The organism is Roseateles sp., assembly GCF_965262435.1.
Classification (GTDB): Bacteria; Pseudomonadota; Gammaproteobacteria; order Burkholderiales; family Burkholderiaceae_C; genus Paucibacter_A.
Genome location: NZ_OZ253537.1, coordinates 4902187 through 4925772 on the forward strand (window position 1 = coordinate 4902187; position 23586 = coordinate 4925772).

Sequence of the window (23586 nt, forward strand, 5' to 3'; positions counted from 1 at the left end):
AGCTGTCGGCGCAAGCGCTGACCGCGCTCGCAGGCACCACGTTTTCTTGTCCGACCACACACGCCGTACCCGTCAGGCCCAGCCAGACCCAACCCGCGCAAGGCCCTCAGGCTTTCCGCGGGTTTTTTACGGCCAAGGGCACGTCGTTCACCGATCGATCCGAGGTTTCGTTTGCCCGCATCCCGTCTCGCCCGCCGCGTCCTGCCGCACCCAGACACTCTGGCCCAGACACCGGGCCTGCGCTGGCTCGGCCACTACCTCGCCCCACGCCCCTGGCTGTGGGTGGCGCACCGGCGTCGGGTCGCCATGGGCGTGGCCGTGGGCCTGGCGATCGGCGTCATTCCGCTGCCGACGCAGATGGTGCTGGCGGCCGTGTTGGCCATCATCTGCCGCGCCAATGTCGCCGCGGCCATTGCGGCGACCTGGCTGACCAACCCCTTCACCCTGGTGCCGATCTGGAGCCTGGCCATCGCGCTCGGTCGCCTGGCTTCGGGGCACAGCGGGCCGATTGCCACACCGGAGATGCTGGCCATCACCTGGAGCGAACCAGCCAGCTGGCTGCCCTCGGCCTGGGCCTGGGTGCAGGCTCTGGGTGAACCGCTGCTGATTGGCTTGCCATTGGCCGGCCTGGCCTTGGGCTCAGCGGCCTATTTGGTCGTCTACATCGGCTGGTGGGCCGTCATCCGCGGCGAGCGCTGGAGGCGCCTGCGTCAGCGCGCACGCGCGGCCTGAGCGCAGCGCTCAGACGGCGGCCGTTGCTTCGTCCCGGAGCGCCGTCGCCGTTTGTTCGACCAAGCGACCGGCCTCGATCCGCAGCTGACGCTGGCAGCGACGCGCAATCGCCGGATCATGGGTGACCAGCACCAGGGTCGTGCCCGCTTCGCGGTTCAGTTCGAACATCAGCTCCATCACGGCCGCGCCGGTGGCGAAATCGAGGCTGCCGGTGGGCTCATCGGCCAGCAGCAAGGCGGGCCGCACGACAAAGGCGCGCGCCAGGGCCACACGCTGCTGTTCACCGCCAGAGAGCACGCGCGGGTAATGGCCCAGGCGCTCGGACAGCCCCACACGGCCGAGCATCTGCGTGGCCAGACTGCGCGCCTGCGGATCGCCGCGCAGCTCCAGCGGCAGCATCACGTTCTCCAGCGCGGTCAGATTGGGCAAGAGCTGAAAGCTCTGGAACACAAACCCCAGCTCGGCGCCGCGCACCGCGGCCCGCTGGTCTTCATCGAGGACAAACAAGTCCTGCCCGCGCAGGCGCACGGTGCCGGCACTGGGTGTGTCCAACCCGGCCAGGATGGCCAGCAAAGTGCTCTTGCCTGAGCCCGAGGCACCGACGATGGCCACCGACTCCTGTGCCCGCAGGCTGAAGCTGATGTCATGCAGAATCACCAGCTCGCCGGTCGCGTCCTGCACCCGTTTGTTGATGTGATCGACTTCCACAAGAATTTCGGACATGGCGGAACCCAAAGAATGAAGGACAGAAAAGCAGAGCCCGTCGCGCAAGCGGCCCGGCGGGCCGCACTGCGCATGGCCTTGCACTGTAGCGTCTGCATCGCGGGCAGTGGGCTCGCGGGTCTTGCCAGCGCACAGACGAAAACCGACGAGCGCACGCTGGTGGTGCTCGGTGACAGCCTGTCCGCCGAATACGGCCTGAGCCGCGGCCAAGGCTGGGTGGCCTTGCTGGAACAGCGCCTGGCCGAGCAGAAGCTGCCCCAGGGGCGCCGCTACCGCGTCATCAATGCCAGCATCAGCGGCGACACCACGGCCGGCGGCCGTGCCCGCCTGGCCACCTTGCTCAAGCTGCACCGGCCCGCCGTGCTCATCATCGAACTCGGCGGTAACGACGCCTTGCGCGGCCTGCCTCTGGCCAACAGCCGCGAGAATTTGCTGGCCATGGTGCGCGCGGGCAAGGCGGCCGGCGCCAAGGTGCAGTTGCTTGGCATGCAGGTGCCGCCGAACTACGGCGCCAGCTATGGGCGCGAGTTCGCCGGCCTGTTCAGCGAGGTGGCCAAGGCCGAGAAGGTGGCCCTGACCCCTTTCTTGCTGGCCGGTTTTGCCGAGCGGCCGGATGCCCAGGATTGGTTCCAGGCCGACCGCATCCACCCCCTGGCCAAGGCCCATCCTCTGATGCTGGACCAAGTCTGGCCGGTGCTCAAACCCTTGCTCTGAGCGCAGAGGGACAGGGAAAGAGAAACGCCGCTGCGGCCCAAGGGCCGGCAGCGGCGCTGCATTCAAGAGTCAACCGGAGGCGCCTGTCTTAGCGCTCCCGCTCGCCGTTGCGGCGCGGCGGCCCGTCGGCGTTGCCACGCTCCCGCTGCGGGCCTTGTGACTCGCTCTTGCTCGGCTGCTGCGGCTGAGCTTGAGGCTGCGGCGCTGGCGCCGGGCGCATGGGCAGAGCAGACGGCTCGGCCGAGCGCATGCGTTCGGGCGGACGCTCGACTGGGCGTTGTTCCATCTGACGCTCCATACGACTGTCGCCACGATCCGGGCGCTGCGGGCCGGCCCGTTCGGAACGGTCGGCTCCCGGACGATCGGCCCAGGGCATGTTCGGCGGCAGGGCCGGCTGCACCGGAGCTTGCGGCTGCACTTGCACCGGCGGCGCTGCACGGTCACGGTCACGACCGCGCCAAGGCACATCGGCCGGGCCGCCCGAGCTCTGCGGCGCCGGAGCGCTGAGCTCGCCACGCTGCGGTCCAACACGCTGTTCACGCGCTTCCCTCTCCTCACGCGGGACTTGCTGATCGCGGCGGCGATTGGCGAGCGGGTTGTCATTGCGCCAAGGCACATCGGCCGCGCTGCGTCCAGCCGGGCCCTCAGGGCTCATGGCGGGCCGCTGCGGCAGCATCGTGGCCAGCTCCTGGCGCGCCGGAGCCGCAGGCAAGGGCCGCACCGGGCCGCTGTCAGCAGCCGGCATGGCACGGACCGGTCCACCGGCGCCAGGCAGATAGCTGATGGCACCGCCGACTTCGCGGTTGCTGCGCGGCTTGTTGACGGTCACCGGGTCGCGATCGAAATGGTTGTTCAGGCGCTGGACATAGCCCGGGCTGTGGCGGAAGCCCGGCACATAGACTTCACGCGGGGCCAACGGGTACCAGCCGTAATGCGGGCGCGGCGGGCGAGCGCCGCCACCGATGCTGATGCCCACAGACACTGAGGGGCCACCCACCCAGGCCACCAAAGCCGGGGCGTAGACCGGGCGCGCCACATAGCGGCCTGGCGACCAGCACCAGCGGCCATTCCAGCTGACCCAGCGGCCATAGTGGAACGGCGCGAAGCCCCAGGGCGCATCGTCCACCCAGCTCCAGCCCCAGTGGCGCGTCCAGGCCCAGTGGCCGTAGCGATACGGTGCCCAGTCGGCCACGACCACGGAAGGGAACCAGACGGCGCCGTACTCGGGCGACTGTTCCCAGCGGCCATGGCGGTCCAGATCTTCGGCGCCCGTCATCTCGGGCGAGACATAGCGCTGGCTCAGGCCTGCGTTGACGCTGTCGCCCTCGCTGCGGCTCTGTGCGCTGAGCCAGTCAATGAAGCCATCGCCCTGCAGGCGCTGGCGCTCGGTGCGCGGGCCGCCGGCCCACCAGAATTCGGCCTGCTCGCCGTCCTGCAGCCAGACCGGCAGCGTGCCCTCGCCCTTGCTCGATTCAAAGCGCAAACGGCCCTGCAAGGCAAAGCCACGGCTGCCGCGGTCCATCTGCTCAACGCGGTACAAGCCCTCGCGCTCGGCAAAAAACAGGCCCTCGCGGGTCATCACCTTGTATTCGCTGACTGCTTCCTGCGAACGCAGGCGCAGCCCCATATCGCCCTTGGCCAGGAGCAGCAGCACGCGGCCCTCGTCGAGCTGGCTGATCTCCAGGTCGCTGCGCTCATCGAGCCAGAAGCTGCTGGAGCCGACCCGCAGGCTGACGCGCGAGCGATCGTCGGTGCGCAGGCGGTCGCCCTCGGAGATGGTCTGGTTGCGCAACACGCGCGTCCATTCCTTGTTCTCGGCGTCGAACAGCCAGGCATCGCCGATGACTTCGGAGACCCGACCGGCACGCGTCGGCGGGTCGCTGCCTGGCGCGGCTTGGGCCTGGGCCGGCTGCCAAGCGCTGAGGCCCAGCACCAAGCAGGCCAGGCACAGCCAGCTGCGCCAGGCCCAGGCCAGCGCAGCAGTGGCAGACAAATTTCGGGCGGCAACTTTCATGACAAGCTCCTGTGACCCCAGCTCAACGCGCCGTCTGCTGCCGCGGAGGACCGTCTTTACAAACAATCACCACAGCGGCGTGCGAGGTGCAGGCCACGCACCCGAAAGGAGCGTCTCAATCGTCTGCCGCCGGGTCCAGCTCCGGGAACAGCACCGAGGTGAAGCCAAAGCGGCTGAAATCCTTGACGCGCATCGGGTAGAGGATGCCGTCGAGGTGGTCGCATTCATGCTGGACCACGCGGGCATGGAAGCCTTCGGCCTCGCGCTCGAAGGCCTGGCCTTCGGCGTCAAAACCGCGGTAGCGCAGGCGCGCATGACGCGGCACCACGCCGCGCAGACCGGGCACCGAGAGGCAGCCCTCCCAGCCCTCTTCATCTGCCGCGCCGAGCAGCTCGATCTCGGGGTTGATCAGCACGGTCGGCGGCACGGGCGGCGCGTCCGGATAGCGCACATTGCTCTGGTAGCCAAAGATGACCAGGCGCAGGTCGACACCGATCTGCGGCGCGGCCAGGCCGGCGCCGTTGGCCGCCTTCATGGTCTCGAACATATCGGCGATCAAGTCGCGCAGCTCCGGCGTACCGAAGTTCGTGACCGGCTGGGCCACGCGCAGCAGGCGCGGGTCACCCATCTTCAAGATTTCATGCACGGCCATGGCAATGTCGCGACATCAGTTAAGGTGGGCGGATTCTAGAAGTGAGCCCGGAGACACCCCCGCCATGCATGATTTTGTCCAGCCCCTCGGCCATGGCATCTATGCCATCGACACCGGCTTCCAGCGCCCGCAGTTCGACGCCGCCTATCTGGTGGTGGAGTCCGGCCGCGCCGCTTTCATCGACACCGGCACCAACCACGCCGTGCCGCGCCTGCTGGCGGCGCTGGGCGATCTGGGCCTGGGCCCGGAAGCGGTGGACTGGGTGATCCCCACCCATGTGCATCTGGACCATGCCGGCGGCGTGGGCCTGCTGATGCAGTCCCTGCCCCAGGCGCGCCTGGTCGTGCACCCGCGTGGCCTGCGACATCTGATCGACCCGACCGCGCTGTACATGGGCGCCAAGGCCGTCTACGGCGAGGCCGAGATGCAGCGTTCCTACGGCCGCCTCGTGCCGGTGCCGGCCGAGCGGGCGCGGGCCAGCAGCGATGACGAGACCCTGCACCTGGCCGGCCGACCCTTGCTCTTGCTGGATACCCCCGGCCATGCGCGCCACCACCACTGCATCTGGGATGCGCACAGCCGCGGCTGCTTCACCGGCGACACCTTTGGCCTGAGCTACCGCGAGTTCGACACCGCGCAAGGTGCTTGGGCTTTGCCGACCAGCACGCCGGTGCAGTTCGAGCCCGAGGCACTGAAGGCCTCGATGGATCGCCTGCTGGCCCTGCAGCCCACGCAGATGTTCCTGACCCACTACAGCCGCGTCGGCGGCAGCGTGGCCGAGGTGCAGCGCCTGGGCCAGCTGCTGCGCGAGCAGATCGACGAGATGGTGGCCCTGGCCCATGCGGCGCCATTCGGCGCCAGCCCCGAGCGCCACGCTTTTCTGAAAACCGGGCTGGAGGCGATCTACCTGCCGCGCTTGCATGCCCATGGCTGCACGCAAAGCCTGGTGGCGCAGCTGGGCCTGCTGGAGATGGACATCGAGCTCAACGCCCAAGGCCTGGGCGTCTACCTCGACAAGCGCGCCGCTGCAGCCTGAAGAACCTCAGTCCTTGCGCCCCAGTGACAGCAGGGCGTAGAGCAGGATGGCGCCGAAAGTGGCGGTCCCGATGCCGCCCAGCGCAAAGCTGCCCAGCTTCAAGGTGTAGTCGCCCGTGCCCAGCACCAGGGTGATGGCGACCACCAGCAGATTGCGGCTGTCGCTGAAGTCCACCCGCTTGTCCACCCAGATCTTGGCGCCGGCCACGGTGATCAGGCCGAAAACGACGATGCTGACCCCGCCCATCACCGCCAGCGGAATCGCCTGGATCAGCGCCCCGAACTTGGGGCTGAAGCCCAGCAGCACGCCCAGCAGGCCGGCGATCACGAAGATGGCGGTCGAGTAGATGCGGGTGGCGGCCATGACGCCGATGTTCTCGGCATAGGTGGTCACGCCGGTGCCGCCGGCGGCTCCGCTGACCATGGTGGCCAGGCCGTCGCCCATGAAGGCACGGCCCATGTCGGCGTCGAGATTGCGGCCGGTCATGGCGCTGACGGCTTTCAGGTGACCGAGGTTCTCGGCCACCAGCACCACCACCACGGGCACGATCAGCAGCAGGGCCTGGGGCTCGAAGACCGGGCTGGCAAAACGCGGCAGGCCCACCCAAGCGGCATTGGCCACACCCGACAAGTCGATCGGCTTGCCCAGGCCCAGGCCATTGGTCAACAGCGCATAGAGCAGGCTGGCCGCCAGCAGGCCCAGCAGGATCAGCAGGCGCTGGGCCATGCCGCGGCTGTACACCGCCACCAGGGCCACGCTCAAAAAGGTGGCGCCCTGCATCCAGGCATCGAAGCCGGTGGGCGCCATGTTCTTGATCGGGATGGCGGCCAGGTTCAGGCCGATCACGGCCACCACGGCGCCGGTCACCACCGGCGGCATCAGGCGCTCGATCCAGCCCGTGCCCAGCCAGGACACCAAAGCGCCGATGGCGAAGTAGACCGCGCCGCAGGCGATGATGCCGCCCAGAGCCAGCCCGATATTGGCGTTAGGTCCGGCGCCGGTGTAGCCAGTGGCGGCGATCACCACGCCGATGAAAGCAAAGCTCGATCCCAGATAGCTGGGCACGCGGCCGCCCACCATCAGGAAGAAGATCAGGGTGCCGATGCCGCTCATCAGGATGGCGACATTGGGGTCGAAGCCCATCAGCAGCGGCGCCAGCACCGTGGCGCCGAACATGGCGATCACATGCTGCAAGCCCATGGCCAGGGTCTGCGGCCAGGGCAGGCGCTCGTCGGTCTGTACCGCCTGCCCGTCTCGGGCCGGCACCTCACGCCAGTGAAAAAGTCGACTCATGCTGCATGTGCTCCATCGTGTAATGACGCCGCAGTGTAGTGAGGCCAGTTGCCCCGCCGACCCAGGGCTTGCACGCAGCCCATCGGGGCCTCAGACGTCCAGGTTCAATTCCTGAATCTTGCGCGTGATGGTGTTGCGGCCGATGCCCAGCTTTTGCGCCGCCTCGATGCGGCGGCCATGAGTCAGCTCCAGCGCGGCGGTGATCAGGCTGGCCTCGAAGCGGCGGCTCAGCAGCTCCCAGACCTCGGGCTCGCCCGCGGCCAGCAGGCGGCGCGCCTCGCGGGCCATCTCCATCACCCAGGCTTCGCTGGCCACACCCGCACCAGGCAGGGGCGTAGCCGCTGGCACATGCGCCCCAGATTGAGGCGCGGCGGCAGCAGAAGCCTCGCCTGAGGTCGCTGGCGCGTCCTCGCTGCGCTCCAGCGTCAACTCGGCCGAGGCAGTCGGCTGCAACAGCTCCTGGGGCAGATCCTTGGCTTCCACCACCTGGCTGGGCGCCATGACGCTGAGCCAATGGCAGATGTTTTCCAGCTGGCGCACATTGCCGGGGAAGTCAAAAGCCAGCAGCTGGGCCAGCGCAGCCTCGCTGAGGCGCTTGGTCTCGACGCCCAGCTCGGTCGCGCTGCGCTGCAGGAAAAAGCGCGCCAGCACGCCGATGTCCTCACGCCGCTCGCGCAGCGGCGGCAGGCGCAGGCGGATCACATTGAGGCGGTGGAACAGGTCTTCGCGGAAGGCGCCCTGGCGCACGCGCGACTCCAGGTTCTGGTGGGTGGCGGCAATCACGCGCACATTGGCGCGCAGCGGGCTGTGGCCGCCGACGCGGTAGAACTGGCCATCGGACAGCACGCGCAGCAGCCGCGTCTGCAGCTCCAGCGGCATGTCGCCGATTTCGTCGAGGAAGAGCGTGCCGCCGTCGGCCTGCTCGAAGCGGCCGCGCCGTGTGGCCTGCGCGCCGGTGAAGGCGCCACGCTCGTGGCCGAAGAGCTCGCTCTCCAGCAAGTCCTTCGGGATGGCCGCCGTGTTGATGGCGACAAAGGGCCCCTCGGCGCGCGGGCTGTGCTTGTGCAGTGCGCGCGCAACCAGTTCCTTGCCCGAGCCCGACTCGCCGGTGATCAACACCGTCACATGGCTCTGGCTCAGGCGGCCGATGGCGCGGAACACGTCCTGCATGGCGGGCGCCTGGCCCAGCATCTCGGGCACTTGCGCGGCGGCCTCGTCGGCCACGGCCTCGCGCTGGCTTTCTTCTTGGGCGCGGCGGATCAACTCGACCGCACGCGGCAGGTCAAAGGGCTTGGGCAGGTATTCAAACGCACCGCCCTGGAAGGCCGCCACGGCGCTGTCGAGATCGGAGTAGGCCGTCATGATGATGACGGGCAGATGCGGCAGGCGGGCCTTGACCTTGGCGAGCAGGTCAAGACCTGAGCCTCCGGGCATGCGGATGTCGGACACCAGCACCTGCGGGCTGTCCTCCTCCAGCGCGGCCAGCAGATCGCGGGCGTTGCTGAAGGTGCGCACGGGCAGGCCCTCGCGGCTCAAGGCCTTCTCCAGCACGAAGCGGATGGAATGATCGTCGTCGACAACCCAGATGGATTTCATGCGGCTGGTTCCCTCTAGGGCAGGGGCAAGGTGATGCGAAAGTCGGTCCGGCCCGGTTCGCTTTCACAGTCGATCATGCCTTGGTGCTGTTGGGCGATCGTCTGCGCCAGCGTCAGGCCGAGGCCGGAACCACCCTCTCGCCCCGACACCAGGGGAAAGAAGATGCGATCACGAATCTCGGCCGGAATTCCGGGGCCGTTGTCCTCGACATGCAATTCCAATGCCAAGCGCCAGCGCTGCTTACCAATGGTCACCTGGCGCGCCACCCGTGTGCGCAAGGTGATGGAGGCATCACCGGCCGCCATGCGGGATTGCAAGGCCTGGGCGGCGTTTTGCACGATGTTGAGCACGGCCTGGATCAGCTGTTCGCGGTCGCCGCGGAAATCGGGCAGCGAGGTGTCGTAGTCGCGCTTGATCACCAGGCCACGCGGGTGCTCGACCAGCACCAGGGCTCGCACCCGCTCGCAAACCTCGTGGATGTTGACATCGGCCACCACCGGCGCGTGGCGGTGCGGCGCGAGCAGGCGGTCGACCAGGCTTTGCAGGCGATCGACCTCATGGATGATGACTTGGGTGTACTCGCTGAGCTCAGGGCCTAACTCGGTGGGTGCCAGCTCCATGGCCAGCAGCTGCGCGGCGCCGCGGATGCCACCCAGCGGGTTCTTGATTTCGTGCGCCAGATTGCGCGTCAGCTCCTTGGTCGCCTGCACCTGGTCGAGCGTGCGCTCCTCGCGGTCCTGCCGAGTCTGCTGGGCGTTCTCGATCAGCTCGATCAAGACCAGGTCGCCACCGCGCGGCGTGGCCGAGCCGGCCTCCAGCTGCGAGACGATCACGTGCACCGGCACCAGCACCTCGTGCGGCCGCACGCCGCGGCGCAGCAAGGCATCGAAGCGGCTGCTGGAATAAGCATTGCGGGCCACGCCCTCGACCGTGTCACGCAGGCGGCCGGCTTCGGCAAACCAGTCATACAGGCTGCTGCGCTGCACGGCACGGCGCGACAGGCCCATGACGTTTTCGAAGGCCGTGTTGGCGAACAGGCATTCGCCATCGGGCCGGACCACGGCCACCATGGTGGCCAGCATGTCCAGAGCATCAAAGGCCGGCGGGGTGCGCTCGGACGCTTGAATAGCCCCGAGTGACATGGGAGCGCTTGGGCTCATGACAACAACTCCTGAGTGCGGCTGCGCGGCCCCGGAGCCGGCGCGATACACCGGGCCTCAGGACGGCAGCTTGCTGATTTCGCGTTTGAGCGCCGCGACGTCGCTTTCCTGGCGCGCGATGCTGGCTTTGAGTTCGGCCATGCGGTCCAGGTAGCGCTGGTAGTTGCGCTCATCGGCACGTCGCTCGGCGTTGCCGCCGGCGTATTCACGCTGCGTCGCGGCCAGGCGTTCCTCGGCCTCGCGCAGCTCGGTTTCCAGCACACGCCGACGTTCTCCGTCGCGGCTGCGCTGCTGGTTGGGGTCGACCCGGCCGCCGTCGCTGCTGGCGCGCGCCGGTGGCGTGGCATCAGCACGGCCTGCATTTCCGGTACCGGCCGCCCGCGGCTTGGGGGCCTGCAGGATGGTGATGGGCGAGCCCTCGATCGTGCGGCAGCCCTTCTCCTGGGCTTCCTTGGCCGACACGGCGTCGGTGTAGAGCACCGGCGGGCCGGGGCAACGGTAGACCGTGCCCTGGGCCTGCGCCGCGGCGGCCCAGACCGCCAGCGAGCAAACGGCCCAAACCAGCGGATCCGTGCGGCGCGTCATGCGGCGCGTCTTGCGATAGGCGGGCATCGGCGGAGCAGATCGGTTCAACATGGCGCGATTGTGGCCCAAGCGCGGCCGGGCCAAGCGCGCAAGTGCGCGGCCGAAGGCCGGCAAACGCAGCGGCCACGAAAAAGGACGGCCTGAGCCGTCCTTCGAGATGAGCCTGGCGGCTCGTGAAAGCCCGGCCTTCAGCGCACCGATCAGCACGCTGGCGGCCGGCAGCCATCACAGTGCGTAGTACATATCGAACTCGACCGGGTGCGTGGCCATGCGCAGACGGGTCACTTCCTGCATCTTCAGATCGATGTAGGCGTCAAGGTAAGCATCGGTAAACACGCCACCCTTGGTCAGGAAGGCACGGTCCTTGTCCAGCGCTTCCAGGGCCTGGTCCAGGCTGTGGCAGACGGTGGGCACCAGCGCGTCTTCTTCCGGCGGCAGGTGGTACAGATCCTTGGTGGCGGCTTCGCCCGGATGGATCTTGTTTTCCACGCCGTCCAGACCGGCCATCAGCAGTGCCGCGAAGCACAGGTAGGGGTTGGCCGAAGGATCGGGGAAGCGTGCCTCGACGCGACGACCCTTGGGGTTGGCCACGTAAGGAATGCGGATCGAGGCCGAGCGGTTCTTGGCCGAGTAAGCCAGCTTGACCGGCGCTTCGTAGCCAGGCACCAGACGCTTGTACGAGTTCGTACCGGGGTTGGTGATGGCGTTCAGGGCGCGGGCGTGCTTGATGATGCCGCCGATGTAATACAGGGCGAAATCGCTCAGACCGGCATAGCCGTCACCGGCGAACAGGTTCTTGCCGTCCTTCCAGACCGACTGGTGCACGTGCATGCCGGAGCCGTTGTCGCCGACCAGGGGCTTGGGCATGAAGGTGGCGGTCTTGCCATAGGCATGGGCCACATTGGCGACCACGTACTTCTGCAGCTGCGTCCAGTCGGCGCGCTCGACCAGGGAGCTGAAACGGGTGCCGATTTCCATCTGGCCGGCGTTGGCCACTTCATGGTGGTGCACTTCAACCGGGATGCCCAGCTGTTCCAAGATCAGGCACATCTCCGAGCGCATGTCCTGGCCGCTGTCGACCGGGGGCACGGGGAAGTAGCCGCCCTTGACGGTCGGGCGGTAGCCCGAGTTGCCATGGTCGTATTCCTTGCCGGTGTTCCAGGCGCCCTCTTCCGACTCGATCTTGAAGAACGCGCCGGACATGTCATTGCCCCAGCGCACCGAGTCAAAGATGAAGAATTCAGGCTCAGGGCCGAAGAAGGCGGTGTCGCCCAGGCCCGAAGCCTTCAGATAGGCTTCGGCGCGCTTGGCCAGCGAACGCGGGTCGCGCTCATAGGCCTTGCCATCGGCCGGGTCGACCACGTCGCAGGACAGGATCAGCGTCGGCTCTTCGAAGAAGGGGTCGATATTGGCCGTGTTCGGATCGGGCATCAGCAGCATGTCCGAGGCTTCGATGCCCTTCCAGCCGGCGATGGACGAACCGTCGAAGGCATGGCCGGAGACGAACTTGTCTTCGTCGAAGTGGGACACGGGCACCGACACATGGTGCTCCTTGCCGCGGGTGTCGGTGAAACGGAAATCAACGAACTTGATTTCGTTTTCCTTGACGATCTTCATCACGTCGGCGACGGTCTTGGCCATCAGAAACTCCTAAACGGGTAAGTAGCGGGAGAAAGCTTGCGGATGCGTAGGTATTTGTTTGGCTGGCACTGCGCCGTAAGACACAGGCCGCGCCAGTTCAATAAAGCAGTTTGTGTGCCAACTTACGGCACTCCGGTGCGCACTGCGCATGCAGACGGGCACACAGCACGAGCTGCCGCACCGCGCCGGCGCACAGAGCCGCCGAAGCTGCGGGATTATGGTCCGACCCCAGGCTCTGGAACCGGGCGAGCGAGCGAGTTTTCACGTTCAATCACCAAAACGGTGCAATTCGGCGCCGCTCATCGCACCAACTCGGTGCTCACGACAGCACCAAATTGGATCACGCCACTTTTCAGTGCTTGGTAGGCCGCGTCCATCTGTTCGGCCGGGCCTTTGACGCCCAGCTCGATGTGGCGACCCCACTGCGGGTGATCCACGCTGGGCAGGCTGAAGACCTTGATGCCGGGGAACTCCGCTTCCACCCGTTCCATCAGCGGTGTCAGGCTGGCCTCCATCGCCCCCTGGACGATCAGGGACAGTTCCTGGCGCTGCACCGGGCGCTGTAGATCGGCGTGCCGCTGGTCCAGCACCCACTCCATCATCGGATGGGCCATGACCGGGAAGCCGGGCACGAAATAGACCGTGCCGACCGAAAAACCCGGGATCTTGTTGAAGGGGTTGGGAACGATGTCGGCGCCGACCGGAAACACACCCATCTCCAGGCGGCGCAGGGTGTCGAGGTGCTCGGGGTCGACCGTCTCGCCCTTCTCCGCCGCCATGTTCTGGATGCGTTCCCAAATCAGCGCGCGCGCCTCCGGGTGCAGCAGCAGTTCGCGGTCCAGTGCGGCCGCAGCGGCCTGGCGGGTGTGGTCGTCGGGCGTGGCGCCGATACCGCCACAGCTGATCACCAGGTCGCCGCTGGCGAAGGCCTCACGCAGCCGGGCGCTGATGTAGGCGCGGTCGTCGCCCAAGTACTGAGCCCAGTCCAAGCTCATGCCGCGCGCGGCCAGGATCTCGATGAACTTGGACAGATGCTTGTCCTGGCGCTTGCCGGACAGGATTTCGTCGCCAATGATGATCAAACCGATTTTCATGACTCTTCTTGCCTAGGCAGGGATGGGATGGGCGTCAGCAGTTCGACGGGGGCGGCGCCGGTGCTGCGGCTCTGGCGCAGCTCCTGGAGTGCGGCTAGGCAGTAATGGCTGAACCACAGCGAAGAAAAGGCAAAGATCAAGGTGTAGAGCCAGATCGACACCAGGATCAACAAAGGAGCCAGGGCCACGGCCATCACACCGAAGGCCCAGATGGCGGCCGGGGCCGCGCCCAGGTAACCGGTCAGCAGGCCCAGACCCAGCAAAGGCAGGCGGTGCAGACGCAGCAGCTGGCGCCGTTCGGCCACCGAGGCATGTTCGGCCAGCGCGTCGTATGCGAACACCCGGTAGCCAAGCCAGCCCCAAATCAGCGGCGGCAAGATCAGCACCAAGGGCGGGATGAACAGGAAAGGCAGGCTGATCAGCAAGGCCAGCAAGGCCAGGGCCGCGTGGCCCAGGGACCAGAGCAGCGACTGCACAAAAACTGCACCCCGCTTGCGCTCCAGCAGCGGAAAGCGGCGCTGGGCGACCAGATTGACCGCGGTCGGCGTCAGCAGCAGAGCCACCAGCAGCAGGCTCAGCACCACCACCACCGGCAAGCTCAGGGCCAGCACCAGCAAAGGTGCCAAGGCCGAGCGGAAACCGCCCAGACCGACATAGCTGAGCCAGCCCAGCAGGGTTTCGATCAAGCGCCAGGACTCCAGCGTGGCGCGCACCCCAGCCACCGCCTGCTCCCAGAAGAAATAACCGAGGCCCAGCGCCAAGGCCGCGGCCAGCAGCAAGGGCAGCAGGGACAAGGCGATCACCCGCGGATGCAGGCAGTAGGCGGCCGCGCGCCAGAAGGCATCGGCGACGCGGCTGAAGGATTGGACGGGCATGGGTGGGGGGGAGGAGGAGAAGTGAACGGGTGAATGGGTGAATGGGTGAATGGGTGAATGGGTGAATGGGTGAATCGTGGATGGAGCTTTCGATCGGGGTGCCTTGTTCACCCGTTCACTTGTTCACCCGTTCACCAAAAAAAAGCGGCCCTCGGCCGCTTTTCTTGAATGGGCTGCGCTTCGACCGCCCCCAGCTTACTCGTCGTCGCCGCCGAGCAGGCCACCCAGGATGCCGACACCAGCGGCGCCGGCTGCGAAACCGCCCAGCACCGAACCTTCTTCCTTGCGGCCACCGTTCTGAGGCGCGGCAGCAAAGATGCGCGAAGCCAGGCGCGAGAAAGGCAGGCTCTGCAGCCAGATCTCACCCGGGCCGGTCAGCTTGGCCAAGAACAAGCCCTCACCGCCGAACAGTGCGGTCTTGATCTTGCCCACATACTGGATCTCGAAATCCACGCTGGGCGTGTAGGCCACCACGCAACCGGTGTCGACCAGCAGGGTCTGGCCGGGCGCCAGCGTGCGGCGCACCACGGTGCCGCCGGCATGCACAAAAGCCATGCCGTCGCCTTCCAGCTTTTGCATGATGAAGCCTTCACCGCCAAAGAAGCCGGTGCCCAGTTTCTGCTGGATGGCGATGCCCAGAGACACGCCGCGCGCTGCGCACAGGAAGGCGTCCTTCTGACAGATCAGGGTGCCGCCGAGCTGGCGCAAGTCCATGGGCAAGATCTTGCCCGGGTAAGGCGCGGCGAAGGCGACACGCTGCTTGCTGCTGCCGTTGTTGGTGTAGATGGTCGTGAACAGCGACTCGCCCGTGATCAAGCGCTTGCCGGCGCCGAGCAGCTTGCCGAAGAAGCCACCCTGGTTGGCCGCACCATCACCGAACACCGTGTCCATATTAATGGCGGCATCCATGAACATCATGCTGCCGGCTTCGCCGATGGCGGCCTCGCCCGGGTCGAGCTCGACCTCGACGAACTGCATCTCGGCGCCCTTGATTTCAAAATCGACTACATCCATGGCCATGAAAAAACTCCTCGCTTGGGAAAGACTGCGGGCGCGATGTTAGCCAGTTTTTGCCCGCCCTGACTTGGGTCACCCAGCGCCGCTCACTGCCGCCGCTGACAAGGCCCCGCTGCCCCGCAAGGGTGAGCCGAAGCTCCTGCCTATACTGCCGGCCATGAATGACAACGCCGCGCCCGAACTCGCGCCCAAACCCGGGGACAGCTATGTGCAGTCCTTCGCGCGCGGCCTGTCGGTGATCCGCGCTTTTGATGCCACCGCACCGCGCCAGACCCTGACCGAGGTCTCACGCCGCTGCGGCCTCACCCGCGCTGGCGCCCGGCGCATCCTGCTGACCCTGGAAACGCTCGGTTATGTCAAGAGCGACGGCCGCTTGTTCGCGCTGACGCCCAAGATCCTCGACCTCGGCTTTGCCTACCTGTCCTCGCAGCCGCTCTGGCAGTTTGCCGAGCCAGTGATGCAGCAGCTGGCCGCCGAGCTGAACGAGAGTGTTTCGGCCGCGGTGCTGGAGGGTCAGGACATCGTCTATGTGCTGCGCGTGCCGGCACGCAAGATCATGAGCATCAACCTCGGCGTGGGCAGCCGCCTGCCGGCCTGGTGTACGTCCATGGGCCGCATCCTGCTGGCCAGCCTGCCCCCGCCGGCGCTGGATGCACAGCTGGGCCAGCTGAACATCACGCCCCTGGCCTCTCGGACCGTGGCCAATCTGCCCGATTTGCGCGAGCGCATTGCGCAGGCCGGCCGCCAAGGTTGGTGCCTGGTCAACCAGGAGCTGGAAGACGGCCTCGTGTCCCTGGCCGCGCCCATCACCGATCGCAAAGGTCATGTCATCGCCGCACTCAATGTCGGCTCGCAAGTGAACCGCCGCTCGCCCGAGCAGCTGCTGGAGCAGACCCTGCCACGCCTGCTCGACGCGGCAGGGCAGATCTCGCGCTTGCTGCAGATCAAGGCCTGAGGACGGCTGGAACCGGCACAAAGCAGCCGTTGAGTCCGGCGGTGATCGGGCCGACTGGGCACTCTGCTCCGTTCATGTCCCCCGACCCCACCCTGCGGCTGGGGTCTCCTCCTTGACTTCACTTCGCAGAGCACCCAGCCGTCCCGATCCAGCGAGGCCGCGCTCATTCGACGAAAACGCCGAGCGGTGGACCTGACAAGGGGTGTCGGGTGAGTGCTGAAGCGAAGTAAAGGGGGAGGCCTGGGCGAAGCACAGGCCGGAGGACATGAGCGGAAGCACTCGCCCGACGCCCCTTGGCACAAGTCCAGCCTTTAACGGCTGCTTCGTGCCGAAGACAGTCATCCAGCCAACGTCACCGCGCCGACGCCGCCCCGCCACGAATCTTTCACACAAGCTGCCTAGCATCGCCCCAGCTCCTGACGGCTTGTCGCCGCTTCAGGATGCCCTTGAGCGAAAGAGCGAGGTGCGGCATGCATGCAATCGAAGTGACAGCGCTGAGCAAGAGCTTTGGCGCACGACGGGCCTTGGACAGCGTCAGCCTGCAGCTGCGTCCAGGCGAGATGGTGGCGCTGATCGGCGCTTCGGGCTCGGGCAAGTCCACCTTGCTGCGCCATTTGTCCGGCTTCGTCGCCGGCGACGCCAGCTCCGGTGAGCTGCGCGTGATGGGCCAGCTGGTGCAGTCGCAAGGCCGCATCGCCGGCAATATCCGCAGCGTGCGCGCCCAGATCGGCTTTGTCTTCCAGCAATTCAATCTGGTCGGCCGCATGACGCTGCTGAACAATGTGTTGACCGGCCAGCTGCACCGCATTCCCCTGCACCGCAGCCTGCTGCAGTGGTTCACGCGCAGCGAACGCGCCGCCGGCCTGCAAGCGCTGGCCGAAGTTGGTATAGACGACTATGCCTTTCAGCGCGCCTCCACGCTCTCGGGCGGCCAGCAGCAGCGCGCCGCAATCGCCCGCGCCCTGGTGCAGGGCGCCAAGGTGGTGCTGGCCGATGAGCCGATCGCCTCGCTGGACCCGGAATCCTCACGCAAGGTCATGGACATGCTGGCCCGCGTCAACCGCGAGCATGGCTGCACGGTGCTGGTGTCCTTGCACCAGGTCGATGTGGCGCTGCGCTACTGCCAGCGCGTGGTCGCCATGCGCGAAGGCCGGGTCGTCTATGACGGCCCCAGCAGCGCCCTGAACCCGGCCTTCCTGAACGAGCTCTATGCCAGCGACGCCGACGCCCCGGCCCTGCCGCACGAGGGCGCGGCGCTGGTCAGCCAGCCCATGCCCCTGCCCAGCGCGGCCCCAGCAGCCGCACCGCACAGCGCGCCGCTGCCCGTGGCGGCCTGAGCCCCCTTTCGACCCCGCCATTTTTCATTTGGAGAGAACCCCATGATCCGCAAGCTCTTGCTCGCCACCGGCACCCTGCTGGCGGCCACCCTGGCCCAGGCTCAGGACATCAATTTCGGCATCATCTCGACCGAATCCGCCTCCCACCTCAAGGCCGACTGGGCCCCCATCCTGGCCGATATGGAAGCCAAGACCGGCTACAAGGTCAAGGCCTTCTTCGCCAACGACTACACCGGCATCATCGAAGCCATGCGCTTCAACAAGGTGCAGATGGCCTGGATGGGCAACAAGTCCGGCATGGAAGCCGTGGACCGCGCCGGTGGCGAGGTGTTCGCACAGACCAGCTATGCCGATGGCGCTTTGGGGTATCACTCGCTGCTGATCACGCACAAAGAGAGCGGCATCAAGAGCGTCGAGCAGGTGCTCAAGAGCCAGCGCGAATACAACTACGGCGCCGGTGACCCGCAGTCCACCTCGGGCACCCTGGTGCCGGGCTACTACCTCTACGCCCTCAACGGCATCGACCCCAAGACCCACTACAAATCCAGCCGCTCGGGCAACCATGAGTCCAACTTGATGGCGACCGCAGCCAAACAAGTGGACGTGGCCATCACCAACACCGAAGTCTGGGAAAAGTTTCAGAAGCGCGAAGCCGAGAAGGCCAAGAACATCCAGATCCTCTGGAAGTCGCCCCTGATCGCGGCCGACCCCATGCTCTGGCGTGCCGACCTGCCGGCCGATATGAAGGCCAAGCTCAAGACCTTCTTCATGAGCTACGGCCGCGGCGAATCCGAAGCCTCCAAGCGTGAGCTGGCCAACCTGGCCAAGCTGACCTTCGGCGTCTTCAATGAATCCAGCAACAAGCAGCTGGTGCCCTTCCGCCAGCTCGAGCTGTTCAAGGACAAGGCCAAGCTCGAAAACGACGACAAGCTCGACCCGGCCGCCAAGCAAGCCAAGCTGGCTGAGATCCAGAAGAAGCTGGCCGAGCTGAACGCCCAGCTGGCCCAGGCCAAGTAAGCAATAGGGCAGCCGCCCGTCCCCACCACGACGCCCCCACGCCATGAGCAGCACCACCACCAGCACCGCCGTTTCACCCAAGGCCCCCACGGACCCCAGTGGCGGCCTGCCGCGGGCCGGGCTCATGAGCTTGGTCGGCTGGGGCCTGGCCCTGGCGCTGTTCGCCTGGGCCTGGCGTGGCGCCGACATGCGCCCGGGCGCGCTCTGGGCCGACTCGGCCAATATGGTGAGCCTGGCCCGCGAGTTCTTCCCGCCCGACTTCACGGACTGGCGCACCTATGTGGCCGAGATGGTGGTGACGGTGCAGGTGGCGCTCTGGGGCACTTTGCTGGCGGTCGTCTGCGCCGTGCCATTCGGCCTGCTCAGTTCGTCGAACATCACGCCGGCCTGGGTGCACCAGCCGGTGCGGCGCCTGATGGACGCCGCACGCGCCATCAACGAGATGGTGTTCGCCATGATCTTCATCGTCGCCGTCGGCCTGGGGCCCTTCGCCGGCGTGCTGGCCTTGTGGGTGCACACCACGGGCATCTTGGCCAAGCTGTTCTCGGAGGCGGTCGAGTCCATCGACCCCCGGCCGGTGGAAGGCATCCGCGCCACCGGCGCCAATGCGCTGGAAGAAATCGTCTACGGCGTGATTCCGCAGGTCATGCCGCTCTGGGTCAGCTACACGCTCTACCGTTTTGAGTCGAATGTGCGCTCGGCCTCGGTCGTGGGCATGGTCGGCGCTGGTGGCATTGGCGTCATCCTCTACGAAGTGATCCGCAGCTTCCAGTACGCCCACACGGCGGCGGTGATGCTGATCATCATCGCCTTCGTCACCGCCATCGACCTGGTCTCGGCGCGCATTCGCAAGGTGCTGATCTGATGACGAGTTATCACATCGCCGCCCACAACCTGCCGGCACCGGTGCGTCTGAGCGAGGCGCCCACCCTGGCCAGCGACGCCATCGTCCGCGACAGCTCATTTGGCCGCTGGTGCGAAGTCGGCGCCAGCACCCGCATCGAGCACAGCGTCTTCGGCGACTACAGCTACATCGGCCACCACGCCGAGGTCATGGCCGCCGACATCGGCAAGTTCGTCAACATCGCCAATATGGTGCGCATCAACCCCGGCTTCCACCCGGTCGAGCGCCCCTGCCTGCATCACATCCTCTACCGCGGCAGCATGTACGGCGAAGGCTTCGGCGCGGATGACGCCGAGCTCTTCCACTGGCGCCGCCTGCAGCGCGTCAGCATCGGCCACGATGTCTGGCTGGGCCATGGCGTGATCGTCATGCCCGGCGTCAAGATCGGCCACGGCGCCGTCATCGGCAGCGGCAGCATCGTCACCCGCGACGTGCCCGCCTGGACCATCGCTGCCGGCAACCCCTGCCGCGCGATTCGGCCGCGCTTCACGCCGGCCATTGGCAGCGCCATCGAAGCCGTGGCCTGGTGGGACTGGACCCACGAAGAGCTGCAAGCGCGCCAGGACGAACTGAAGGATGTGCGCAAGATGTTGGCCGCGCACTCTCGAAGGCAGTCGGCGGTGGCCGCTTCCTGAGCCTTGCCTGAGCGTTGCGACGGGAGCTTGCTCTCGGACGGATGCGCACGGTGCCGCCATCAGGGAGGGCTGACACCGGCAACGAAGCTGCACTTACCATCGCCATGTTCTGAGGCCGCGACCCTGCATGGGCAGGGAAGCTTCAGACCAGAGCGCGAAGGGAGACTCATGCAGCCATTGACCCACATCCTTGCGCTGATGCGCGAAGGCAAGTGGAACGAGGCTCACAACCTGGTTCAGGACGATGAATCCAGCACCGCAGCGTGGCTGCACGCCCTGCTGCATGTGCAGGAAGGCGACCTTGAAGACGCGGAGTATTGGTACGGAAAGGCCGGTCGCCACTTTCGCAGCAGAGGCACGCTCAGCGAGGAGCTTGCTGCCTTGGAGGCCAGCCTGCGAGGACCCTAGGCCAGTGCGCTGGTCCCCGCGACATCAACCCCGCATGGCCTGCGCGACCCGCAAGGTGTCGGTGAACTGCTCGAAACCGACGATCTTGCCCGCAGCAAGGCGCCACACATGCGTCGTGCGCGCCTGCATCGCTTTGCCGGTCTTCCGGTACGTGCCCTGATAGCTGCCAACGGCCACGATCTGCTCGCCGCCGTCGATCAACTGGTCCAGTGAAAAGGTGTACCCCTCCCAGTCGCGGCCCAGCACCTTGAACACCTGTTCGATGACCTGCTCGATGCCGATCCAGGTACCGGCGCAGGGAAAGCCAGCCATCTCGGTCCAAGCCACATCGGGCGCGACGTCCAGCATCATGCCGACGACATCCTGGCGTGCTGAAGCCGCATAGTGGTCAGCGATGATCTGCAGATTGGTTTTCATGAGAGCTCTCTGAAGTCGCTTCAAATGGCACAGCCGTCCGCGCCACATCCAAACGCAGGTGCTGCTTGGATGCTGGGGCTGCGGCTACGCAGCCAGGCCTGGAACTCCTGAGGGCGCCCCAGATAGCTGGAGACGTCCACGGTTTGCAAGCCGCCTTCCGTTTCAAGCACCATGCTTGGAAAGCCCTGTGCGCCCACCTGAGCCATGAAGGCGCGGGTGTCTTTGATGTGCGCCTGCACCGGCTCGCCCAGCTGCTGATCCAAGGCTTGCGCAAAACCACTGGCGGCCAGGCCGATGGCAGCGGCCACCTCGATCAGAACCGCACGGTCGGCGATGCGCACGCCGTCGACATAGTGCGCGGTCTGTAGCTGCGCGAGCAGGTCCAGCCCTCGCCCCGCCATCGCCTCGGCGGCCAGCATGGCGGCGGTCGGCGGCTCGGAATCGAACACGGCCGTCGCGTCGCGCAGCAAGCCTTCTTGATAGCCCTCACCGAAACGCTGGCTGCTGAGCTGCGCCACGCGCACGTCATGCGCCATCACGAAGCTGCGCAACTCGGGCGTTACGCGCTGGCGCCGCGCGCCCGTCATCATCCCGCCGCCCCGAGGGAGCACGGGAATGACTTCACGGGCCGCCTTCACCAAGGGGGCGACGCCGTAGCACCAGCCACACAAAGGGTCATGGATGTAGTGCAAGCGGGTCTTGTTCATGATTCGACAACTGTTCTGTGTGGCAGGGTGAGCAGGTGTACGCGGCGCAAGGCTCAGCCGATCACCACTGCATTTCGCCCTTGGCGACCTTGGCACTGATGTCGAGCGCGATGCCCTCGCCCGCTTGGGGGTAGGCCTTCTTCATCGCCTCGATCAGCTCAGCGCCGGTTTTGGCTTTGATGGCCTCGGCGTTGAAGCGCAGCAGATAGCTGCGCGTGTAGGCAATGGTGCTGGTGTCCAGTGCGGTGCCGGGCGCCATGTGACCAGGCACGACCATCGCGGGCTTGAGCGCTTCCATCTCATCCAGCTGAACCAACCAGGCCGCACGCTCGCTGGCCTTTTGCGTGTCAGCCGTCCACACATGCTTGTTGCCGAAAATGGCGATGTTGCCGGCGATGGTCTTGATGGACGGGATCCACACATAAGGACGATGGGCCAGTTCACCCACGGTGCCGCGCACTTCGATGGTCTCGCCGTCCACCTTCAGGGTCGTGCCCTGCAGCAGCTCGGGAACGATAGGTTTTTGCGGTGCATTGGCACCCATCTTGGGCGACCAGAAAGTCACTTTGCCTGCCAGCTTGGCCTGCAGCTTCTCGCGCACGGCCGGGGTGGTCAGAACCTGGGCATTGGGGAAGATGCCTTTGAGCACTTCGGCGCCGAAGTAGAAGTCCGGATCGGCATTGCTGATGAAAATGGTCTTCAGGGTCTTGCCGCTGTCGAGCACATTGGCGGCCACACGCAGGGCGTCGGCACGAGTGAAGCCCGTGTCAATCACGAGGGCTTCGGTCTGGCCGCTGACGACCACGGCGTTGACGTTGAAGCTGTTGCCGTCGGCGTTGTAGACCTTCACCGCCAAGGGTGCCGCGGTCTGCGCCGCAGCGCCGGTGGCGGCCAAAACGCCGAGCGTCAGGGCTGGGAATACGAAACGGGCGATGCTGTTGAGCTTGAACATGGTGATTGATCTCCGTGAATGGAAGCTGGTTTGTTTGCTTACTTGCTTGGGACAGGTCGAACTTTAGTTTTTCGTCAAACGCAGATAAAGTAGCCATTCATTGATTGTTTATTGCGCGAATCGACCGAATCGACCGAATCAACCCAATGGACCGACTGACCGCTGTGCGTGTGTTTGTAGAAGTCGCGGATCGCGGCAGCCTGACCCAGACCGCTGAGCATCTGGAGATGTCGGTGGCGATGGTCAGCCGCTATCTCGCCGCCATCGAGGACTGGTTCGGTGCGCGCCTGCTCCACCGCACCACGAGAAAAATCAGCCTCACGGATGCCGGGCTGGCGGCCCTGCCCTCATGCAGGCAGCTGCTCGACCTCGCGCAAGAAGCCCAGCACATCGCCGCCGAACGCATGCGGGAGCCTGCGGGCGTGCTGCGGGTGACCACGGCCAGCTCCTTTGCCGAGGCCCAGCTCACCTCGGCGCTGCTGGACTTTCAGGCGCAGTACGAGCAAGTGGAGATCGTGCTGTCGGTGGGCGACAAAGCGGCCGACCTGGTCTCTGAGCGGGTGGATCTGGCCGTGCGCATCACCAACAACCTGGACCCCGCGGTGATTGCGAGGCCGCTGGCGCGTTGCCGCTCGGTACTGTGTGCCTCGCCAAGCTATCTGGCGCGCTTCGCCACGCCGCGCACCGCCGAAGACTTGAGCCAGCATCGCTGCATCGGCCACGCCTTTGGCATCGGCAAGCAATACAGCTTCACGCGAAACGGTGAAATGGTCCAGGTTCCGGTGAACTGGCGCTTTCACACCAACGAAACCGCCGTGCTGCGCCGTGCCGTTTTGAGCGGCGCCGGTATTGGCATGCTGCCCACCTACTACGTCGGCGACGATCTGCGCAGCGGCCGCCTGCTACCCCTGCTGCCCGATCACGAGCCCGAGGAAATGGGCATCTACGCCATCTATCTCTCGCGTCAGCATCAAGCATTGGCCTTGCGCTTGCTGGTGGACTTTCTGGCGGCGCGCTTTGCCGGGGAGACGGCGCCGTGGGATCTGGGTTGAGACGGGATAGAGCTCGGGCTGGGGCCGAAGGCCCTTGGTCTTCGCAGTCTTGTTTCGCGCTGGCTGACCT

The 23586-nt window shown here is 66.3% G+C and carries 24 protein-coding genes; 10 read left to right on the forward strand and 14 right to left on the reverse strand.

The features are described from left to right. Window positions 1-171 precede the first annotated feature (171 nt). Window positions 172-732 (forward strand): DUF2062 domain-containing protein, encoded by a 561-nt coding sequence (locus tag ACQY39_RS21065; protein ID WP_428509565.1) that lies wholly within the window; start codon window positions 172-174, stop codon window positions 730-732. 9 nt (window positions 733-741) lie between these two features. Here ACQY39_RS21065 and ACQY39_RS21070 read toward each other — a convergent pair whose 3' ends face one another. Continuing rightward, window positions 742-1455, reverse strand: a complete 714-nt coding sequence (locus ACQY39_RS21070; RefSeq protein ID WP_428509567.1) for an ABC transporter ATP-binding protein — start codon at window positions 1453-1455, stop codon at window positions 742-744. Window positions 1456-1470: 15 nt separating this feature from the next. Here ACQY39_RS21070 and ACQY39_RS21075 point away from each other — a divergent pair, with 15 nt between their 5' ends. Continuing rightward, window positions 1471-2169, forward strand: coding sequence for an arylesterase (locus ACQY39_RS21075; RefSeq protein ID WP_428509569.1), 699 nt, complete (start codon window positions 1471-1473; stop codon window positions 2167-2169). Window positions 2170-2257: 88 nt separating this feature from the next. Here ACQY39_RS21075 and ACQY39_RS21080 read toward each other — a convergent pair whose 3' ends face one another. Continuing rightward, window positions 2258-4183, reverse strand: coding sequence for a DUF6600 domain-containing protein (locus ACQY39_RS21080; protein ID WP_428509571.1), 1926 nt, complete (start codon window positions 4181-4183; stop codon window positions 2258-2260). Between the two features lie 115 nt (window positions 4184-4298). Next, entirely contained in the window at window positions 4299-4835 is a 537-nt protein-coding gene (gene def, locus ACQY39_RS21085) for a peptide deformylase (RefSeq protein WP_428509573.1), read from the reverse strand. Window positions 4836-4899: 64 nt separating this feature from the next. Between def and ACQY39_RS21090 the strand changes: the two genes are divergently transcribed. After that, window positions 4900-5871 (forward strand): MBL fold metallo-hydrolase, encoded by a 972-nt coding sequence (locus tag ACQY39_RS21090; protein ID WP_428509575.1) that lies wholly within the window; start codon window positions 4900-4902, stop codon window positions 5869-5871. 6 nt (window positions 5872-5877) lie between these two features. Here ACQY39_RS21090 and ACQY39_RS21095 read toward each other — a convergent pair whose 3' ends face one another. The 8 genes from ACQY39_RS21095 to ACQY39_RS21130 all read right to left on the reverse strand — a co-directional run bounded on the left by ACQY39_RS21095 (window position 5878) and on the right by ACQY39_RS21130 (window position 15135). After that, the gene (locus ACQY39_RS21095; protein ID WP_428509577.1) at window positions 5878-7164 is read right to left on the reverse strand and encodes a solute carrier family 23 protein; all 1287 of its coding nucleotides are present in this window, start codon (window positions 7162-7164) and stop codon (window positions 5878-5880) included. Between the two features lie 90 nt (window positions 7165-7254). Further along, window positions 7255-8760: a nitrogen regulation protein NR(I) gene (ntrC, locus tag ACQY39_RS21100; RefSeq protein WP_428509579.1), complete on the reverse strand. Its 1506-nt coding sequence runs from the start codon at window positions 8758-8760 to the stop codon at window positions 7255-7257. Between the two features lie 14 nt (window positions 8761-8774). Next, window positions 8775-9902 (reverse strand): nitrogen regulation protein NR(II), encoded by a 1128-nt coding sequence (glnL, locus tag ACQY39_RS21105; protein ID WP_428510894.1) that lies wholly within the window; start codon window positions 9900-9902, stop codon window positions 8775-8777. A gap of 75 nt (window positions 9903-9977) precedes the next feature. Then, a complete protein-coding gene (locus ACQY39_RS21110; protein ID WP_428509581.1) occupies window positions 9978-10532 on the reverse strand; it encodes a hypothetical protein in 555 nt (184 codons plus the stop codon). Between the two features lie 198 nt (window positions 10533-10730). Continuing rightward, window positions 10731-12146, reverse strand: a complete 1416-nt coding sequence (gene glnA, locus ACQY39_RS21115) for a type I glutamate--ammonia ligase (RefSeq protein WP_428509583.1) — start codon at window positions 12144-12146, stop codon at window positions 10731-10733. 299 nt (window positions 12147-12445) lie between these two features. Further along, complete coding sequence (locus ACQY39_RS21120; RefSeq protein ID WP_428509585.1) at window positions 12446-13240, reverse strand: competence/damage-inducible protein A; 795 nt, start codon at window positions 13238-13240, stop codon at window positions 12446-12448. Further along, the gene (locus ACQY39_RS21125; RefSeq protein WP_428509587.1) at window positions 13237-14115 is read right to left on the reverse strand and encodes an EI24 domain-containing protein; all 879 of its coding nucleotides are present in this window, start codon (window positions 14113-14115) and stop codon (window positions 13237-13239) included. Before ACQY39_RS21125 ends, ACQY39_RS21120 begins: the two co-directional genes overlap by 4 nt. Before the next feature lie 195 nt (window positions 14116-14310). Beyond that, entirely contained in the window at window positions 14311-15135 is an 825-nt protein-coding gene (locus ACQY39_RS21130) for a TIGR00266 family protein (RefSeq protein WP_263518361.1), read from the reverse strand. A 154-nt stretch (window positions 15136-15289) separates the two neighbouring features. Here ACQY39_RS21130 and ACQY39_RS21135 point away from each other — a divergent pair, with 154 nt between their 5' ends. From ACQY39_RS21135 to ACQY39_RS21160, 6 genes are all read left to right on the forward strand, one after another. Beyond that, window positions 15290-16087 carry an IclR family transcriptional regulator domain-containing protein gene (locus ACQY39_RS21135; RefSeq protein WP_428509590.1) on the forward strand — a complete coding sequence of 266 codons (798 nt, stop codon included), beginning with the start codon at window positions 15290-15292 and terminating at the stop codon, window positions 16085-16087. A 470-nt stretch (window positions 16088-16557) separates the two neighbouring features. Beyond that, window positions 16558-17424, forward strand: a complete 867-nt coding sequence (phnC, locus tag ACQY39_RS21140; RefSeq protein WP_428509592.1) for a phosphonate ABC transporter ATP-binding protein — start codon at window positions 16558-16560, stop codon at window positions 17422-17424. Window positions 17425-17466: 42 nt separating this feature from the next. Next, the gene (gene phnD / locus ACQY39_RS21145; RefSeq protein ID WP_428509594.1) at window positions 17467-18441 is read left to right on the forward strand and encodes a phosphonate ABC transporter substrate-binding protein; all 975 of its coding nucleotides are present in this window, start codon (window positions 17467-17469) and stop codon (window positions 18439-18441) included. A gap of 124 nt (window positions 18442-18565) precedes the next feature. Next, entirely contained in the window at window positions 18566-19306 is a 741-nt protein-coding gene (phnE, locus tag ACQY39_RS21150) for a phosphonate ABC transporter, permease protein PhnE (protein WP_263518785.1), read from the forward strand. Further along, window positions 19306-19980, forward strand: a complete 675-nt coding sequence (locus ACQY39_RS21155) for a DapH/DapD/GlmU-related protein (protein ID WP_428509596.1) — start codon at window positions 19306-19308, stop codon at window positions 19978-19980. The genes phnE and ACQY39_RS21155 overlap by 1 nt, the downstream gene beginning before the upstream one ends. 168 nt (window positions 19981-20148) lie before the next feature. Then, window positions 20149-20388 (forward strand): hypothetical protein, encoded by a 240-nt coding sequence (locus ACQY39_RS21160; RefSeq protein WP_428509598.1) that lies wholly within the window; start codon window positions 20149-20151, stop codon window positions 20386-20388. A gap of 24 nt (window positions 20389-20412) precedes the next feature. On the opposite strand, the gene ACQY39_RS21165 is transcribed toward ACQY39_RS21160, so the two are convergent. From ACQY39_RS21165 to ACQY39_RS21175, 3 genes are all read right to left on the reverse strand, one after another. Continuing rightward, entirely contained in the window at window positions 20413-20805 is a 393-nt protein-coding gene (locus tag ACQY39_RS21165) for a nuclear transport factor 2 family protein (protein WP_428509600.1), read from the reverse strand. A 20-nt stretch (window positions 20806-20825) separates the two neighbouring features. Next, window positions 20826-21512: a DsbA family protein gene (locus tag ACQY39_RS21170; protein WP_428509602.1), complete on the reverse strand. Its 687-nt coding sequence runs from the start codon at window positions 21510-21512 to the stop codon at window positions 20826-20828. A gap of 61 nt (window positions 21513-21573) precedes the next feature. Continuing rightward, window positions 21574-22464 (reverse strand): MBL fold metallo-hydrolase, encoded by an 891-nt coding sequence (locus tag ACQY39_RS21175; RefSeq protein WP_428509604.1) that lies wholly within the window; start codon window positions 22462-22464, stop codon window positions 21574-21576. 146 nt (window positions 22465-22610) lie between these two features. On the opposite strand from ACQY39_RS21175, the gene ACQY39_RS21180 reads away from it, so the two are divergent. Continuing rightward, window positions 22611-23516 (forward strand): LysR family transcriptional regulator, encoded by a 906-nt coding sequence (locus tag ACQY39_RS21180; RefSeq protein ID WP_428509606.1) that lies wholly within the window; start codon window positions 22611-22613, stop codon window positions 23514-23516. Window positions 23517-23586: the final 70 nt, after the last annotated feature.